19 protein-coding genes are annotated in these 15,285 nt (G+C 58.6%); 18 read left to right on the plus strand and 1 reads right to left on the minus strand.

The genetic code is table 11. From position 1 onward, the window contains the following. Window positions 1-539: 539 nt before the first annotated feature. Both JBE38_RS16725 and JBE38_RS16730 read left to right on the plus strand, forming a co-directional pair. Window positions 540-965 (plus strand): HIT domain-containing protein, encoded by a 426-nt coding sequence (locus JBE38_RS16725; RefSeq protein WP_060754196.1) that lies wholly within the window; start codon window positions 540-542, stop codon window positions 963-965. Between the two features lie 3 nt (window positions 966-968). Beyond that, window positions 969-1,175 carry a SlyX family protein gene (locus JBE38_RS16730; RefSeq protein WP_090368857.1) on the plus strand — a complete coding sequence of 69 codons (207 nt, stop codon included), beginning with the start codon at window positions 969-971 and terminating at the stop codon, window positions 1,173-1,175. Window positions 1,176-1,248: 73 nt separating this feature from the next. On the opposite strand, the gene JBE38_RS27820 is transcribed toward JBE38_RS16730, so the two are convergent. Continuing rightward, entirely contained in the window at window positions 1,249-1,851 is a 603-nt protein-coding gene (locus JBE38_RS27820; protein WP_090368859.1) for a cold-shock protein, read from the minus strand. A 428-nt stretch (window positions 1,852-2,279) separates the two neighbouring features. Between JBE38_RS27820 and JBE38_RS16740 the strand changes: the two genes are divergently transcribed. The 16 genes from JBE38_RS16740 to queE all read left to right on the plus strand — a co-directional run bounded on the left by JBE38_RS16740 (window position 2,280) and on the right by queE (window position 15,228). Further along, window positions 2,280-2,753, plus strand: a complete 474-nt coding sequence (locus JBE38_RS16740) for a Dps family protein (RefSeq protein ID WP_090368861.1) — start codon at window positions 2,280-2,282, stop codon at window positions 2,751-2,753. Window positions 2,754-2,935: 182 nt separating this feature from the next. Then, window positions 2,936-3,277, plus strand: coding sequence for a ribbon-helix-helix domain-containing protein (locus tag JBE38_RS16745; RefSeq protein ID WP_205344704.1), 342 nt, complete (start codon window positions 2,936-2,938; stop codon window positions 3,275-3,277). A 182-nt stretch (window positions 3,278-3,459) separates the two neighbouring features. Further along, the gene (locus JBE38_RS16750) at window positions 3,460-3,681 is read left to right on the plus strand and encodes an FmdB family zinc ribbon protein (protein WP_010208103.1); all 222 of its coding nucleotides are present in this window, start codon (window positions 3,460-3,462) and stop codon (window positions 3,679-3,681) included. A gap of 107 nt (window positions 3,682-3,788) precedes the next feature. Further along, window positions 3,789-5,564 carry an aspartate--tRNA ligase gene (gene aspS, locus JBE38_RS16755; RefSeq protein WP_060754192.1) on the plus strand — a complete coding sequence of 592 codons (1,776 nt, stop codon included), beginning with the start codon at window positions 3,789-3,791 and terminating at the stop codon, window positions 5,562-5,564. 150 nt (window positions 5,565-5,714) lie between these two features. Continuing rightward, window positions 5,715-6,461 (plus strand): YebC/PmpR family DNA-binding transcriptional regulator, encoded by a 747-nt coding sequence (locus JBE38_RS16760; protein WP_060754191.1) that lies wholly within the window; start codon window positions 5,715-5,717, stop codon window positions 6,459-6,461. Window positions 6,462-6,615: 154 nt separating this feature from the next. Next, entirely contained in the window at window positions 6,616-7,140 is a 525-nt protein-coding gene (gene ruvC / locus JBE38_RS16765) for a crossover junction endodeoxyribonuclease RuvC (protein ID WP_025854762.1), read from the plus strand. Between the two features lie 67 nt (window positions 7,141-7,207). Continuing rightward, window positions 7,208-7,819: a Holliday junction branch migration protein RuvA gene (ruvA, locus tag JBE38_RS16770; RefSeq protein WP_034128582.1), complete on the plus strand. Its 612-nt coding sequence runs from the start codon at window positions 7,208-7,210 to the stop codon at window positions 7,817-7,819. After that, window positions 7,820-8,878, plus strand: a complete 1,059-nt coding sequence (gene ruvB / locus JBE38_RS16775; protein WP_090368863.1) for a Holliday junction branch migration DNA helicase RuvB — start codon at window positions 7,820-7,822, stop codon at window positions 8,876-8,878. Window positions 8,879-9,017: 139 nt separating this feature from the next. Beyond that, window positions 9,018-9,473 carry a tol-pal system-associated acyl-CoA thioesterase gene (gene ybgC / locus JBE38_RS16780; protein ID WP_060754189.1) on the plus strand — a complete coding sequence of 152 codons (456 nt, stop codon included), beginning with the start codon at window positions 9,018-9,020 and terminating at the stop codon, window positions 9,471-9,473. 1 nt (window position 9,474) lies between these two features. Then, window positions 9,475-10,170 carry a protein TolQ gene (gene tolQ / locus JBE38_RS16785; RefSeq protein WP_060754188.1) on the plus strand — a complete coding sequence of 232 codons (696 nt, stop codon included), beginning with the start codon at window positions 9,475-9,477 and terminating at the stop codon, window positions 10,168-10,170. A gap of 23 nt (window positions 10,171-10,193) precedes the next feature. Further along, on the plus strand, window positions 10,194-10,646 hold the full coding sequence (tolR, locus tag JBE38_RS16790; RefSeq protein WP_161549410.1) for a protein TolR: 453 nt from the start codon (window positions 10,194-10,196) through the stop codon (window positions 10,644-10,646). Beyond that, entirely contained in the window at window positions 10,646-11,719 is a 1,074-nt protein-coding gene (gene tolA / locus JBE38_RS16795) for a cell envelope integrity protein TolA (protein ID WP_090368866.1), read from the plus strand. The genes tolR and tolA overlap by 1 nt, the downstream gene beginning before the upstream one ends. A 17-nt stretch (window positions 11,720-11,736) precedes the next feature. Beyond that, window positions 11,737-13,017 carry a Tol-Pal system beta propeller repeat protein TolB gene (gene tolB / locus JBE38_RS16800; protein WP_060754185.1) on the plus strand — a complete coding sequence of 427 codons (1,281 nt, stop codon included), beginning with the start codon at window positions 11,737-11,739 and terminating at the stop codon, window positions 13,015-13,017. A gap of 55 nt (window positions 13,018-13,072) precedes the next feature. Further along, window positions 13,073-13,573, plus strand: coding sequence for a peptidoglycan-associated lipoprotein Pal (gene pal / locus JBE38_RS16805; protein WP_003209827.1), 501 nt, complete (start codon window positions 13,073-13,075; stop codon window positions 13,571-13,573). A gap of 6 nt (window positions 13,574-13,579) precedes the next feature. Next, window positions 13,580-14,416 (plus strand): tol-pal system protein YbgF, encoded by an 837-nt coding sequence (ybgF, locus tag JBE38_RS16810; protein WP_060754184.1) that lies wholly within the window; start codon window positions 13,580-13,582, stop codon window positions 14,414-14,416. Between the two features lie 164 nt (window positions 14,417-14,580). After that, on the plus strand, window positions 14,581-15,228 hold the full coding sequence (gene queE / locus JBE38_RS16815; protein ID WP_104994690.1) for a 7-carboxy-7-deazaguanine synthase QueE: 648 nt from the start codon (window positions 14,581-14,583) through the stop codon (window positions 15,226-15,228). Window positions 15,229-15,285 lie beyond the last annotated feature (57 nt).

Consider the following 15,285-nt stretch of genomic DNA (forward strand, 5'->3'; position numbering starts at 1 on the left):
GGGCTGACAACTTCAATACTCTTTCAAACTACCCTTCGAAGTTTGAACTCATCCTTGGCGTGCATTGAAACGCTGCTGTTTTTTATCGCGAAACACCGGCTTCCAGGCGAGTGTCGTTGCCGACGATGTGGGTGTGAATGCAACAAGCGTGCACAAAGGGGTAACCGAATGTCATTTTTTCGTGAAAAACATTACGGCCCTGTAAAAACCGCATAAGCACGGGCTTTTTACGCCGTTTGGTTTGGGCTTGACGCACGTGCCGTTTACCCCTTTGGTGGTCCATGAATCCTGTGCCAGAGCAAAACGTTACCGGTTCACACTCCTTGGTGGGTAATCGGCGGATCTCTTTGAGGCACAAGTGGGTCATTTTGGTGCAACTGCTGGCGACCAGGATCAGCGTAGCTCAACTATTGGCCTGCATCGAAACAGGGCATGAATTTTCGTCGGTTGACTCAAGGCCCTGCGCATTCGCCGTGAAGCCGCGTGCAATCGAAGGTATGCTGGGCGCCTGAAATCGACCTGCGCAACGGAGTACTCACGTGTTCGCCTTGGATCAACGCCTGCAACAAGACACGAAGGTCATAGGGGATTTCCCGCTTTGCCGCCTGCTGCTGTCCAACGACGCCCATTACCCCTGGTTCATCCTGGTTCCGCGTATTGAAGGTATCAGTGAAGTGTTTCAACTGGATGTTGCCGATCAGCAAACCCTGTGGCAGGAAACCACCGCCTTGGCGCAGTTGCTCAATGAAGGGCTGGCGGCCGATAAGATGAACATTGGTGCATTGGGCAATGTGGTCAGCCAGTTGCACGTGCATGTGATCGTGCGTAAACGCGATGACGCCGCCTGGCCTGCACCGGTCTGGGGCAAGCATCCGGCGCAGCCTTACACTGAAGAGCAAGTGGCGGCTATCCGTAGTCGATTGCGCGAGCTATTGCCTGCCAGCTTCATTTTTACCCAGGATTGAACCATGGACCTGCAAGACCGCGTCACTGACCTGGAAAGCCGCCTGGCCTTCCAGGACGACACCATCGAAACCCTCAATGACATTCTGGTTACCCAGCAGCGGGCCGTCGAGCGCCTGCAACTGCAGATGACCGCGCTGCTCAAGCGCCAGGAAGAAATGGGTGGCCAGTTCGAGACGACCGAAGAAGAAGCGCCGCCGCCGCACTATTGATCAATCGGCGCGAATAAAAAAACCGCGATCCAGCTTGGCTGGATCGCGGTTTTTTTTGCTGCGCCGGCTGGGGTCAGCGACGCGGCAGTGCAGCGATGACATCTTCGGCTTGCAGGCCTTTGTCACGGTTCATGACAGAGAACTCCACGCGCTGGCCTTCGACCAGGACGCGATGGCCTTCGCCACGGATAGCCCGGAAGTGGACGAAAATATCGTCGCCCGAATCGCGGGAAATAAAGCCGAAGCCTTTGGACGTGTTGAACCACTTGACGGTACCGGTATCCCGGTTGGTCATGTCGTAGTTTTGCGACGCGGCCGCAGGGGACGAGCGGTAGAAGCTGATGGCCAGGTGAAGAACGATGGCGACCACAGCGATCACCAGGCTGAGCAGGATGGCCGGATGGCCGCCCACTTCAGGCATCGGTGCCAGGAGGGTGAGGGTTTGAACGACAACGGTCAGTACCAGCAGCGCGCTGACCAGGTTTTGCAGTTGATGACGCGTGCCTTTGTTCCAGTAAGGAATTACCGGTGCGAGCGCCAGGTTGAGAAGGCCGAACAAGGCCAGGTACAGGGCATCGTGTTGTTCCAGATAGGGCAGGCTTTCAGGCTGCAGGCTCGGGATAAACGACAGCAGCAACGCTGCAACGCCCGTTAGCAGGTGGACGATTTTCAACATTTTGATTAACTCACGTTAAGACGGAACACTAAGGAAGAGCTGACCGGCACGGTTCGCTTCTGAACAATGGGAGGCGTTGAGCACGTGCGCGGGTATCAGCCTATGGGATGTGCCGCAGAAATGAACGGCCGCCCCACGTCACCTATTTAACAGCAAAGGCTGTGCCTACTCAAATCAAGCATTTCGGGGTGTTGCGGCTGCTTGGGCATTTCTGCGTCAAACACTTGTCCTAGACAGGTGCGGGTTTTTTGAGCGGCATTTTCGGCATTTTCCTACTCCCTGAAGGCTTGCCGGTCGCGGGCCGACAAGCCGCACAGGGACGATTTGCCGCACTCCACCTCGGGAGGGCGGGCTGCACGCCGCCGGCACTCTTGCTAGAGTGGTCCTGCACCTGATCAATGAATGCTCGTCAATTGAAGGGGAAAAACATGGCAATCGATATTGGTATCAGTGAAGACGATCGTAAATCCATCGTCGACGGACTTTCACGGCTGCTGTCCGATACCTATGTGTTGTATCTGAAAACCCACAATTTCCATTGGAACGTCACCGGCCCCATGTTCCGTACGCTGCACTTGATGTTTGAAGAGCAGTACAACGAACTGGCGCTGGCGGTGGACTCCATTGCCGAGCGCATCCGTGCCCTGGGGTTCCCGGCACCGGGTGCTTATTCGATATACGCCCGTCTTTCTTCCATCAAGGAGGAGGAGGGTGTGCCGAGCGCCGAAGAGATGATCAAGCAACTGGTCGCCGGCCAGGAAGCGGTAACGCGCACCGCGCGGGGGATCTTCCCATTGCTCGACAAGGTCAGCGACGAGCCGACGGCGGACTTGTTGACCCAGCGCATGCAGGTCCACGAGAAAACCGCATGGATGTTGCGCTCCCTGCTTGAAAACCAGTAAGGGTTAATTCCCGGGTGGCGCCTTCCTGGCGCTGCCCGCTTGTTTCCGTGCACTTCCTGGCGTTGTCCTACGATTATCAACGCCGTGTCTTCTGGCTGCTCCTCGCGTCCTGCTGTTTTATAGGCCCACTGCCCAATGGGAAAAGCCCATGGGCTGCTGTTTGGCAATGGAGTGTCAGGTGTATGTCACGCGGAATGGGTAAGGGAGTGATGGAGACCTGCGGTTTTCACAAGATAAAGGTCGACCCCTTCGCCAAGGGGTTCGACATGGGGCTGGCCAAGCCGCTGTCGCGGTCGGTGAGGCTCAATGGGTTTTCCACCTGCCTGCGGCTTGAACAGATCTATTGGAATATCCTCACGGAAATAGCCAGGATCAATGCCTGCTCGGTCAGTGCATTGTTGTCCTATGTCGATCGGGAAGTGCACTTGCGGTATGGGGGGGTGAAAAACTTCAGCGGGCTGGTCAGGGTGGTATGCGTGGTTCACCTGTTGAAAGGCCGCGTTGCCATCATGCCCCCCGATTAGCCTGGCGGTAGCGAAGCCGGCCCACTGTCAAGGCGGGCCGGGCTTCGGGCAGAAAGGCGGCTGCGCTGTGCCGATTTACCAGATATAATCCCGCGCTTTGCCGCGCATGCCGGCTTTCTTCGTGCTCCATGGAGCAGTGAGCAGGCGTGGCGCCGTAACGATCTGATCGCCGAGACATCTCCATGCCCATGTACGACTATCAATGTGCTTCCTGTGGTCATCAGTTGGAAGCCATTCAAAAGATCAGCGCAGCACCGCTGGTCGATTGCCCTGCCTGCCAGGCGCCTGAGCTGAAGAAGATGTTGTCGATGCCGGGCTTTCGCCTGAGTGGCAGCGGCTGGTACGAAACCGACTTCAAGACCGGTTCGAAGAAGAACCTGGCGGGCGGCGACAAAGCAGACTGAGTTGAACTCTACGCGCAGGCTCCTGCATTATCCGTCCCCTGCTTTAATGTACGGTGACGAGGCGGGCCTCCACCGAATTTCGAATTACGAGAAGTGAAACCACTACCATGATGCGCAGCCACTATTGCGGCCAACTGAACGAGACCCTGGAAGGTCAGGAAATCACCCTTTGCGGATGGGTTCACCGTCGTCGCGACCACGGCGGGGTGATCTTCCTCGATATCCGTGATCGTGATGGTCTGGCCCAGGTGGTGTTCGACCCGGACCGCGCCGAGAGCTTCGCCGCCGCCGACCGTGTGCGCAGCGAATACGTTGTGAAGATCACCGGCAAGGTGCGCCTGCGTCCGGCTGGTGCCGTGAACAAGAACATGGCGTCCGGCGGTATTGAAGTGCTGGGCTATGAGCTGGAAGTGTTGAACGAGGCGGAAACCCCGCCGTTCCCACTCAACGAATACTCCGACGTGGGCGAAGAAACCCGCCTGCGCTACCGCTTCCTGGACCTGCGTCGCCCGGAAATGGCCGAGAAGCTGCGCCTGCGTTCGCGCATGACCACCAGCATCCGTCGCTTCCTCGACGAGAACGGCTTCCTCGACGTTGAAACACCGATCCTGACCCGTGCCACGCCGGAAGGCGCACGTGACTACCTGGTGCCTAGCCGTACCCACGCGGGCTCGTTCTTCGCCCTGCCGCAATCGCCGCAGTTGTTCAAGCAACTGCTGATGGTGGCCGGCTTCGACCGTTACTACCAGATCGCCAAATGCTTCCGCGACGAAGACCTGCGCGCCGACCGTCAGCCGGAATTCACCCAGATCGACATCGAGACCAGCTTCCTCGATGAAAAAGAGATCATGGGCCTGACCGAACAAATGATCCGCAACCTGTTCAAGGAAGTGCTGGGCCTGGAGTTCGGCGAGTTCCCGCACATGACCTTCGAAGAAGCCATGCGCCGCTACGGTTCCGACAAGCCAGACCTGCGTAACCCGCTGGAACTGGTGGACGTGGCCGATCAACTCAAAGAAGTTGATTTCAAGGTGTTCAGTGGCCCGGCCAACGATCCAAAATGCCGTATTGCCGCCCTGCGCGTGCCTGGCGGCGCGAGCATGCCGCGCAAGCAGATCGACGACTACACCAAGTTCGTCGGCATCTACGGTGCCAAGGGCCTTGCTTACATCAAGGTCAACGAGCGCGCCAACGGTGTTGATGGCCTGCAATCGCCGATCGTGAAAAACATTCCGCTGGAGAACCTGAACGCGATCCTCGATCGCGTCGGTGCCGTCGACGGCGACATCGTGTTCTTCGGGGCCGACAAGGCCAAGATCGTCAGCGAAGCCTTGGGCGCACTGCGTATCAAGCTCGGTCATGACCTGAACCTGCTGACCTGTGAGTGGGCCCCGATGTGGGTCGTTGACTTCCCGATGTTCGAAGAAAACGACGACGGCAGCTTCAGCGCCTTGCACCACCCGTTCACCGCGCCGAAGTGCTCGCCGGCCGAGCTGGAAGCCAACCCGGCGGGCGCTCTGTCCCGTGCCTACGACATGGTGCTCAACGGCACGGAGTTGGGCGGCGGTTCGATCCGTATCCACCGTAAAGAGATGCAGCAAGCGGTGTTCCGCCTGTTGGGCATCAACGAAGCGGAACAGGAAGAGAAGTTCGGCTTCCTGCTCGACGCCCTGAAGTACGGCGCGCCGCCCCATGGTGGCCTGGCGTTCGGCCTGGACCGTCTGGTGATGCTGATGACCGGCGCCCAGTCGATCCGTGAAGTGATTGCCTTCCCGAAAACCCAGAGTGCTGCGGACGTCATGACCCAGGCGCCGGGTGTGGTGGATGCCAAGGCACTGCGCGAGCTGCACATTCGCCTGCGTGAGACGCCGAAGGCTGAGTAAGGCCGCTGCGTGAAAGCGCACTGAGGTTTACGCAGTCTAAAAAGGCGCATCTTCGGATGCGCCTTTGCGTTACAAGGGCTGCACTTTAAAAAGAAAAGTCCGCCCTGGGGCGGGGTTGATAAGGTTTCTACAGAATTTCGGAGTTGTGTTATGGCTGGCCATTCCAAGTGGGCGAACATCAAGCACCGCAAAGAGCGTCAGGATGCCAAGAAGGGCAAGATCTTTACCAAGTGGATTCGTGAGCTGACCGTCGCGGCCCGTCAGGGCGGTGGTGATCCGGGTTCCAACCCGCGCTTGCGCCTGGCGCTCGACAAGGCCCTCGGCGCGAACATGAGCCGTGACATCATTGACCGCGCCGTGGCCCGTGGCGCCGGCGCCGCCGACACCGATGACATGGTCGAGCTGAGCTACGAAGGCTACGGCCCAGGCGGTGTGGCGGTAATGGTCGAGTGCATGACCGACAACCGCAACCGCACCGCTGCGGCCGTGCGCCACGCATTCAGCAAGTGCGGCGGTAACCTCGGTACCGACGGTTCGGTGGCCTACCTGTTCGAGCGCAAGGGGCAGATCAGCTTCGCACCGGGAACGGACGAAGATGCGCTGATGGAGGCCGCGATGGAGGCGGACGCCGACGATGTGGTGACCAACGAAGATGGCTCCATCGACGTGTTCACCTCGTTCGCCAGTTTCTACGCTGTGCGTAACGCCTTGGACGCCGCTGGTTTCAAAGGCACCGACGCGGAAATCGTGATGCTGCCGACCACCAGCGCCGAGCTGGACCTGGACGGCGCGCAGAAAGTGCTGAAGATGCTGGATATGCTTGAAGACCTGGATGATGTACAGAACGTGTATTCCAACGCGGACATCCCGGAATCCGTCGCCGAACAGCTAGGCTGAAGGGCGATGTAGATCCATGTGGGAGGGGGCTTGCTCCCGATAGCGGTGGTTCAGTCGACTTATGGATAACTGACACCCCGCTATCGAGAGCAAGCCCCCTCCCGCATTGGCACGTTGATGTATCAACATTTGTTTTATTCAACCCGCAGGCGTTATGACTTTAATCCTAGGTATCGACCCCGGTTCACGCATCACCGGTTTTGGCGTGGTGCAGCAGACCCCGCGTGGCTGCGTGTATGTGGCCTCGGGTTGTATCCGCACCGGTGCGGGCGAGTTGGCCGAGCGCCTGCAGATCGTTTATCGCGGCGTGCGTGAGGTCATCCAGACCTATGGCCCGGTGACGATGGGCATCGAAAAAGTGTTCATGGCAAAAAATGCCGACTCAGCCTTGAAGCTCGGCCAGGCCCGTGGCGCCGCCATCGTCGCCGGTGCCGAGGAGGGTATGGAGATCGCCGAATACACCGCGACCCAGGTTAAGCAGGCCGTGGTCGGCACCGGCGCGGCTAATAAAGAGCAAGTACAGATGATGGTCATGCACATGCTCAAGCTCACCGCCAAACCGCAAATCGACGCCTCCGACGCCCTGGCCATTGCCATTTGCCATGCGCACACCCGTTCCAGTCTGCTGCCCCATGGTCTCGGCACTGCACGCAGTCGTGGCGGGCGGCTGCGTCTCTGATAGCATCAGCGCAATCGTTATTTCCGGTCAGGCTTTGATCTGACCCCAAGCTTTAAGGATCTGAACCGTGATTGGACGCTTGCGCGGCACCCTGGCTGAGAAACAGCCGCCGCACCTGATTCTGGACGTCAATGGGCTGGGGTATGAGCTGGAAGTGCCCATGACCACCCTCTATCGCCTGCCGTCGGTCGGCGAGCCGATTACGTTGCACACTCACCTGGTGGTTCGTGAGGACGCGCAATTACTCTATGGTTTCATCGGCAAGCGCGACCGCGACTTCTTCCGCGAGCTGATCCGCCTGAATGGCGTGGGGCCCAAACTTGCCTTGGCCTTGATGTCCAGCCTGGAGGTGGACGAGTTGGTCCGCGCGGTTTCGGCCCAGGACACCTCGGCCTTGACCAAGGTGCCGGGTGTCGGTAAGAAAACTGCGGAACGCCTGCTGGTGGAACTCAAGGATCGTTTCAAAGCCTGGGAGGTCGTACCGAGCATGTTCGCGCTGGTGCCGAACCAGCCAGATATGCCGGCGGCTCAGATCGCCAGTGCAGAAAGCGATGCCGTCAATGCGCTGATTTCCCTGGGCTACAAGCCCCAGGAAGCGAGCAAGGCGGTGTCGGCCATCAAGGACAAGAACCTGAGCGCCGAAGACATGATCCGCCGAGCCCTGAAGGGAATGATTTAAGTGATTGAAGCTGATCGTCTGATCGCGGCCACCGGCCCGCGTGACCGTGAAGAAGTCCAGGACCGGGCTATTCGCCCCCTGAGCCTGGCCGAATACATCGGCCAGCCGACCGTGCGCGAGCAAATGGAGCTGTTCATCCAGGCTGCACGCGGGCGCACTGAGTCCCTGGACCACACGCTGATCTTCGGGCCGCCGGGGCTGGGTAAAACCACGTTGGCCAATATCATCGCCCAGGAAATGGGCGTGTCGATCAAGTCGACCTCGGGGCCCGTGCTGGAGCGTCCGGGTGACTTGGCGGCCTTGCTGACCAATCTTGAACCCCACGACGTGCTGTTTATCGACGAAATCCATCGGTTGTCGCCGATTGTCGAGGAAGTGCTGTACCCGGCCATGGAAGATTTCCAGCTGGATATCATGATCGGCGAAGGCCCGGCCGCACGTTCGATCAAGCTCGACCTGCCGCCCTTTACCCTCGTGGGGGCGACCACGCGCGCCGGCATGCTGACCAACCCGTTGCGAGACCGTTTCGGCATTGTTCAACGTCTGGAGTTTTATAGCACTGCCGATCTGGCGACCATTGTCAGCCGTTCGGCGAGCATTCTCGGCTTGCCGCTGGACCCGGACGGTGCGTTTGAAATTGCCCGTCGGGCCCGGGGCACGCCACGGATTGCCAACCGCTTGCTGCGCCGGGTTCGCGACTTTGCCGAGGTGCGGGCCAAGGGGCATATCACCAAGGCCGTCGCGGACCTGGCCTTGAACCTGCTGGATGTGGATGAACATGGCTTCGATCACCAGGATCGGCGTCTACTCTTGACCCTGATCGAGAAGTTCGACGGTGGCCCGGTCGGTGTGGACAGCCTGGCGGCTGCGATCAGTGAAGAGCGTCATACCATCGAGGACGTACTCGAGCCGTACCTGATCCAACAGGGTTACATCATGCGTACGCCAAGAGGGCGAGTGGTGACGCGGCATGCCTATTTGCACTTTGGGCTAAACATTCCGTCACGATTGGGCGAGATGCCTGTAGTAGACGAATTTCTCGATGCAGTGGACGATTAAAAGCTTCACGCCAGACGATTTATCCGAGGTTTGTGCTGTCCTAGTGGCTGGTGTCGTCATTCAGTCAGTAGAAATGTTTCAGACAACGAAAAAACAGTTGCCCAGCCGGATTGGCAACCTGAGGAGTAAGCACTAGAGTATGCGCGCGCAAAACGGGGATCAGTCGTTCGTACATCGCTGTCGCGTTTATTACGAAGACACCGATGCCGGCGGCATCGTGTATTACGTCAATTACCTCAAGTTCATGGAGCGGGCCCGCACCGAGCGGCTACGAGAGCTGGGCTTTGCCCAATCCGAGCTGGCGGGAGAGGACCTGTTGTTTGTCGTGCATTCCAGCGAGGCGCGCTATCACGCGCCGGCGCGGTTGGACGATGAGCTGCTGGTAAGCGCTGAAGTAATCGAATTGAACCGTGTCAGCCTGCGTTTCAAGCAGCAGGTCAGGCGGGCTACGGATGCAACGCTGCTCTGTGAGGGGCAGTTCCTGGTGGCCTGTGTGCGCACCAATAGTTTGAAACCCCGGGCCATTCCCGAAGCTCTACGTGCGGCCTTTGCCGGCGTAAGCGGCGCGGGTAAACAATCAAAGCAGGAGATTTAGCGTGGAACCTACCGTCGTCGACCATTCCTCCATGTGGAGCCTGGTCAGCAATGCCAGTGTCGTGGTTCAACTGGTCATGCTGACCCTGGTAGCCGCATCGGTTACCTCTTGGGTCATGATTTTTCAGCGCAGCAACCTGCTGCGTGCCGGTCGACGTGCCCTGGAGAGCTTTGAAGAGCGCTTCTGGTCGGGTATCGACCTGTCCAAACTGTACCGCCAGGCCGGCAGCAACCCGGACCCGGACTCCGGCGTCGAGCAGATCTTCCGCGCCGGTTTCAAGGAGTTCTCCCGTCTGCGCCAGCAGCCAGGTGTTGACCCGGAAGCGGTGATGGAAGGCGTGGCCCGTGCCATGCGCGTCGCTATCTCCCGCGAAGAAGAGAAGCTGGAGCAAAGCCTGCCGTTCCTCGCCACCGTAGGTTCCGTCAGCCCGTACATCGGCCTGTTCGGTACCGTATGGGGGATCATGAACTCCTTCCGTGGTCTGGCCCAGGCGCAGCAAGCGACCCTGGCGACCGTGGCCCCGGGTATCGCCGAAGCCCTGGTCGCCACCGCGATCGGCCTGTTCGCTGCCATCCCCGCAGTAATCGCCTACAACCGTTTTGCCGCTCGCGGCGAAAACCTGATTGGCCGTTACTACACCTTCGCCGACGAGTTCCAGGCGATCCTGCACCGTAAAGTGCACACCAGCGAAGAATAAGCAGGTACTTCCCGATGGCTTTAATCACTCGAGCTCGAACCAAGCGCAAGCCGGTCGCCGAGATGAACGTGGTGCCTTACATCGACGTGATGCTGGTGCTGCTGGTGATCTTCATGGTGACCGCGCCGATGCTCAACCAGGGTGTGAAGGTTGACCTGCCCAAGGTTTCCAGCGAAGCCTTGCCCCAGGACAACAACACCCAGGTGCTGACCATTTCGATCAAGTCCGACAAGACCTATTACTGGAACCTTGGCAGCGAAGTCGACACGCAGAAGCAGCAGGACAAGGCGATGACCTTGCCGGCGATGACCGATGCGGTGACCAAGATCATTCGCGCAGGCAACGAAGGCGGCAAGCACACCCAGGTCTTCATCCGCGGTGACAAGGCGGTCGACTACGGCTCCGTCATGGGTGCCATGGGCGGGCTGCAGAAGGCCGGCGTCGGTAACGTTGGCTTGATTACCGAGGCGCCCTGATGCAGCAACAGCGAGAGCCGTCCGCCTCGGAAAGCTACTTCTGGCCTAGCGTCTGGGCAATCGCCCTGCACGTCCTGGTGTTTGGCATGCTGTTCGTCAGCTTTGCCATGACCCCGGACCTGCCGCCAGCCAAGCCGATCGTGCAGGCGACCCTGTATCAGCTGAAATCGAAAAGTCAGGCCACCACCCAGACCAATCAGAAGATTGCGGGTGAAGCCCAGAAGTCGGCTGCGCGCCAGACTGAAGTCGAGCAGATGGAACAGAAGAAGGTCGAGCAGGAAGCGGTGAAGGCTGCTGCGGAACAAAAGAAAGAAGAGGCGGCTCAAAAGGCCGAGGAATCGAAAAAGGCTGACGAAGCCAAGAAAGCGGACGAGGCGAAAAAGGCTGATGAAGCCAAGAAAGCCGAGAAAGCTGCCGAAGCGAAAAAGGCCGAAGAGAAACAATTGGCTGATATAGCCAAGAAGAAATCTGAAGAAGAAGCCAAAAAGGCTGCCGAAGAAGAGGCCAAGAAAAAGGCCGCTGAAGAGGCCAAGAAAAAGATAGTCGAAGACGCGAAGAAGAAAGCCGCCGAAGACGCCAAGAAAAAAGCTGAAGCAGACGAGGCGAAGAAGAAAGTCGCCGACGAAGCGAAGAAGAAAGCTGCCGCCGACGCCCAGAAGAAAAAGGCCCAGGAAGCAGCACGTAAATCCGCCGAAGAGAAAAAGGCCCAGGCCTTGGCAGATTTGCTTTCCGACACGCCTCAGCGTCAGCAAGCCCTGGCCGATGAACGTGGTGATGACGTCGCGGGCAGTTTCGACGACCTGATTCGGGCACGGGCAGCAGAAGGCTGGACACGTCCACCTTCGGCACGCAAAGGCATGACAGTAGTGCTGCAGATCGGCATGTTGCCGGACGGTACGGTGACTTCGGTCAGCGTGGCCAAGTCCAGTGGTGACGGTTCGTTCGACAGTTCAGCGGTTGCCGCAGTCAAGAATATTGGCCGGTTGACCGAGATGCAGGGAATGAAACCAAGCGACTTCGCTCCCTATCGTTCATTCAAGATGACATTCACACCTGAGGATCTAGCCTTGTGAGAAACCTTCTTCGAGGAATGCTTGTCGTTATTTGCTGTATGGCAGGGATAGCGGCGGCGGATGAAAAGAACATCCTGGTCACCAGCGGTAGCGATCGGGCCACTCCGATCGCGGTGGTACCGTTTGGCTGGCAGGGCGGCAGCGTATTGCCGGACGACATGGCCCAGATCGTCAGCGACGACCTGCGCAATTCCGGTTACTACGCACCGATTCCGAAAGGCAACATGATCAGCCAGCCGACCCAGGCCAGCGAAGTCATCTTCCGCGACTGGAAGGCCGTGGGCGCCCAGTACCTGATGGTCGGCAGCATCACGCCGGCCGGCGGTCGCCTGCAGATCCAGTACGCATTGTTCAACGTGGCCACCGAGCAGCAGGTCCTGACCGGCAGCGTTTCGGGCACTGCCGAACAACTGCGTGACATGGCTCACTACATCTCGGACCAGTCGTTTGAAAAGCTCACCGGTATCAAAGGTGCTTTCTCGACACGCCTGCTGTACGTAACCGCAGAGCGTTTCTCGGTAGACAACACCCGTTATACCTTGCAGCGTTCGGACTACGACGGTGCTCGCGCCGTGACCTTGCTGCAATCGCGTGAGCCAATCCTGTCGCCGCGTTTTGCGCCGGACGGCAAGCGTATTGCCTATGTGTCGTTTGAACAGAAACGTCCGCGTATCTTCGTCCAGCACATCGATACTGGCCGTCGTGAGCAGATCACCAACTTTGAAGGCCTCAATGGTGCGCCGGCCTGGTCGCCGGATGGTTCGCGCCTGGCATTCGTACTGTCCAAGGACGGTAACCCGGACATCTACGTGATGAACATGGCTTCGCGCCAGATCAATCGCGTGACCGCAGGCCCTGGCATCAACACCGAACCGTTCTGGGGCAAGGATGGTTCGACCATCTACTTCACCTCTGACCGTGGCGGCAAGCCACAGGTCTATAAGGCGAACGTGAATGGCGGGGGCGCAGAGCGCGTTACTTTTATCGGTAACTACAACGCCAACCCTAAGCTTTCGGCCGATGAAAAGACGTTGGTGATGATTCACCGTCAGGATGGTTTCACTAATTTCCGGGTTGCGGCCCAGGATTTGCAGCGCGGAACCGTAAAAATCCTTACAGATACCAACCTTGATGAGTCAGCCACTGTTGCGCCCAACGGCACCATGGTAATCTACGCCACCCGCCAGCAGGGCCGGGGAGTCTTGATGCTCGTGTCCATTAATGGACGTGTAAGGCTCCCGCTTCCTACCGCACAAGGCGAAGTCAGAGAACCATCCTGGTCCCCTTACCTGAACTGACGCGGCGCTACAAAAAGATTTGCTTAACACACTGGGGTTCATTAGGAGTTTCACGATGGAAATGCTGAAGTTTGGTAAGTTTGCTGCTCTGGCTCTGGCTCTGTCCGTAGCCGTTGGTTGCTCGTCTAAAGGCGGCGACAATGCCGGTGAAGGCGCAGCTGTTGATCCAAACGCTGGTTACGGCGCTAACACTGGTGCAGTTGACGGCTCCCTGAGCGAAGAAGCTGCTCTGCGCGCTATCACCACTTTCTACTTCGAATACGACAGTTCTGACCTGAAGCCAGAAGCCATGCGCGCTCTGGACGTTCACGCCAAGGACCTGAAAGCTAACGGCGCTCGCGTTGTTCTGGAAGGTAACACTGACGAACGTGGTACTCGTGAGTACAACATGGCACTGGGCGAGCGTCGTGCGAAAGCCGTTCAGCGCTACCTGGTACTGCAAGGTGTTGCTCCAGGCCAACTGGAACTGGTTTCCTACGGTAAAGAGCGTCCAGTTGCTACTGGCCACGACGAGCAGTCCTGGGCTCAAAACCGTCGCGTCGAACTGCGTAAGTAATTCGTCATGCGAACGTGCCGTCGTGCTCTGACTGTATTGGCTCTCAGCCTCGCGCCGCTTGCGGTGTGGGCTGCGGTTCCTGTGGAAGATAGCAACTCTGGCTATAACAATAGCGGGAGCAGTTATCCGCCGGCAGGTTATGGCACAAACGGCGCCTATGCTGGGGGAGCGGCTACGTCCGCCCCCTCGGCACAGGGCGAACTGTTCAACCAGCTGCAACGCATGCAGGATCAAATTGCGCAGCAACAAGGCGCCATTGAAGTACTGCAAAACCAAGTGAACCAGCTGAAGCAAGAAGGCCTTGAGCGTTACCAGGATCTTGATCGACGCATTGGAGCCGGCGCTACACCAGCCGCTACTCCTGACAATTCTTCTACCGGTGGCGCGCCAAGCGCTGCCGCCGGTGGTGCAGCAGCAGGGGCCGCGGCTGCCAGCCAAGCCCCTGCCGCCAGCAGTGAACCGGGTGATCCGGCGAAGGAAAAGCTGTATTACGATGCAGCCTTCGACCTGATCAAGGCCAAGGATTTCGATAAGGCCAGCCAGGCCTTTACCGCATTCCTGCGTAAATATCCGAACAGCCAATACGCGGGCAATGCCCAATACTGGCTGGGCGAGGTCAACCTGGCCAAGGGTGATTTACAAGCAGCGGGCCAGGCATTTGCCAAGGTCAGCCAACTGTACCCCAAGCATGCCAAGGTGCCGGATTCGCTGTACAAACTGGCTGACGTAGAACGCCGCCTGGGTCATGCCGACAAGGTCAAGGGCATTCTGCAGCAGGTGGTTGCCCAGTATCCGGGCACTTCCGCCGCACAGTTGGCTCAACGGGATCTGCAACGCTTGTAAGCCACGCAGCCGTTTAGAAGAAACCCGCGCCTGACGCGGGTTTTTTCGTTAGAATCCACGCCCTTTTATTGAAACACGCTTCCTGGGGTTGACGCGTTGTCGCAATCCCTTGAAGTGCCTGACGGAGGCGGACAGCCTGTTTAGCTGTTACGCCCGTGGCGACTATGCAAGACACATTACGCATTACCGAAGTTTTTTACTCTTTGCAGGGTGAAACGCGAACGGCTGGCCTGCCCACCGTATTTGTACGGTTGACCGGCTGCCCTTTGCGTTGCCAATACTGCGACAGCGCCTACGCCTTCAGTGGCGGCACGGTGCGCACCCTGGACGACATCCTGGAGCAGGTTGCGGGTTTCAAGCCGCGCTACGTCTGTGTGACGGGTGGCGAGCCCCTGGCTCAACCCAATGCTATCCCTTTGCTCAAGCAGCTATGCGATGCCGGTTACGAGGTCTCGCTGGAGACCAGTGGCGCCCTGGATATCTCGGCCGTTGACCCGCGTGTAAGCCGCGTGGTCGATCTCAAGACCCCGGGCTCCAAGGAGGCGCACCGCAACTTGTACGCGAACATGGACCTGCTGACGCCTAACGATCAAGTCAAGTTCGTGATCTGCTCCCGTGAGGATTATGACTGGGCGACCTCCAAGCTGATTCAATACGGCCTGGAGCGTCGGGCGGGCGAGGTGCTGTTTTCGCCAAGCCACCATGACTTGAACGCCCGTGATCTGGCTGACTGGGTCGTGGCCGATAACCTGCCGGTGCGCCTGCAGTTGCAGTTGCATAAATACCTGTGGAACGACGAACCAGGTCGCTGACAGGGTTGGTCGCTCTGCTTATCAAAAAGGGCGCGGTCATCCTGCTACCGGCCTGAT

The organism is Pseudomonas sp. ICBG1301, assembly GCF_016918385.1.
GTDB classification, from domain to species: domain Bacteria; phylum Pseudomonadota; class Gammaproteobacteria; order Pseudomonadales; family Pseudomonadaceae; genus Aquipseudomonas; species Aquipseudomonas palleroniana.

Coding starts and splice junctions, on each gene's coding strand:
- JBE38_RS16745 (WP_205344704.1), top strand. CDS start 2,936: ATGTCACGCGGAATGGGTAAGGGAGTGATGGAGACCTGCGGTTTTCAC.
- JBE38_RS16760 (WP_060754191.1), top strand. CDS start 5,715: ATGGCTGGCCATTCCAAGTGGGCGAACATCAAGCACCGCAAAGAGCGT.
- aspS (WP_060754192.1), top strand. CDS start 3,789: ATGATGCGCAGCCACTATTGCGGCCAACTGAACGAGACCCTGGAAGGT.
- tolB (WP_060754185.1), top strand. CDS start 11,737: ATGCTTGTCGTTATTTGCTGTATGGCAGGGATAGCGGCGGCGGATGAA.
- ybgF (WP_060754184.1), top strand. CDS start 13,580: ATGCGAACGTGCCGTCGTGCTCTGACTGTATTGGCTCTCAGCCTCGCG.
- JBE38_RS16740 (WP_090368861.1), top strand. CDS start 2,280: ATGGCAATCGATATTGGTATCAGTGAAGACGATCGTAAATCCATCGTC.
- JBE38_RS16750 (WP_010208103.1), top strand. CDS start 3,460: ATGCCCATGTACGACTATCAATGTGCTTCCTGTGGTCATCAGTTGGAA.
- queE (WP_104994690.1), top strand. CDS start 14,581: ATGCAAGACACATTACGCATTACCGAAGTTTTTTACTCTTTGCAGGGT.
- pal (WP_003209827.1), top strand. CDS start 13,073: ATGGAAATGCTGAAGTTTGGTAAGTTTGCTGCTCTGGCTCTGGCTCTG.
- JBE38_RS16730 (WP_090368857.1), top strand. CDS start 969: ATGGACCTGCAAGACCGCGTCACTGACCTGGAAAGCCGCCTGGCCTTC.
- JBE38_RS27820 (WP_090368859.1), bottom strand. CDS start 1,851: ATGTTGAAAATCGTCCACCTGCTAACGGGCGTTGCAGCGTTGCTGCTG.
- ruvC (WP_025854762.1), top strand. CDS start 6,616: ATGACTTTAATCCTAGGTATCGACCCCGGTTCACGCATCACCGGTTTT.
- tolA (WP_090368866.1), top strand. CDS start 10,646: ATGCAGCAACAGCGAGAGCCGTCCGCCTCGGAAAGCTACTTCTGGCCT.
- ybgC (WP_060754189.1), top strand. CDS start 9,018: ATGCGCGCGCAAAACGGGGATCAGTCGTTCGTACATCGCTGTCGCGTT.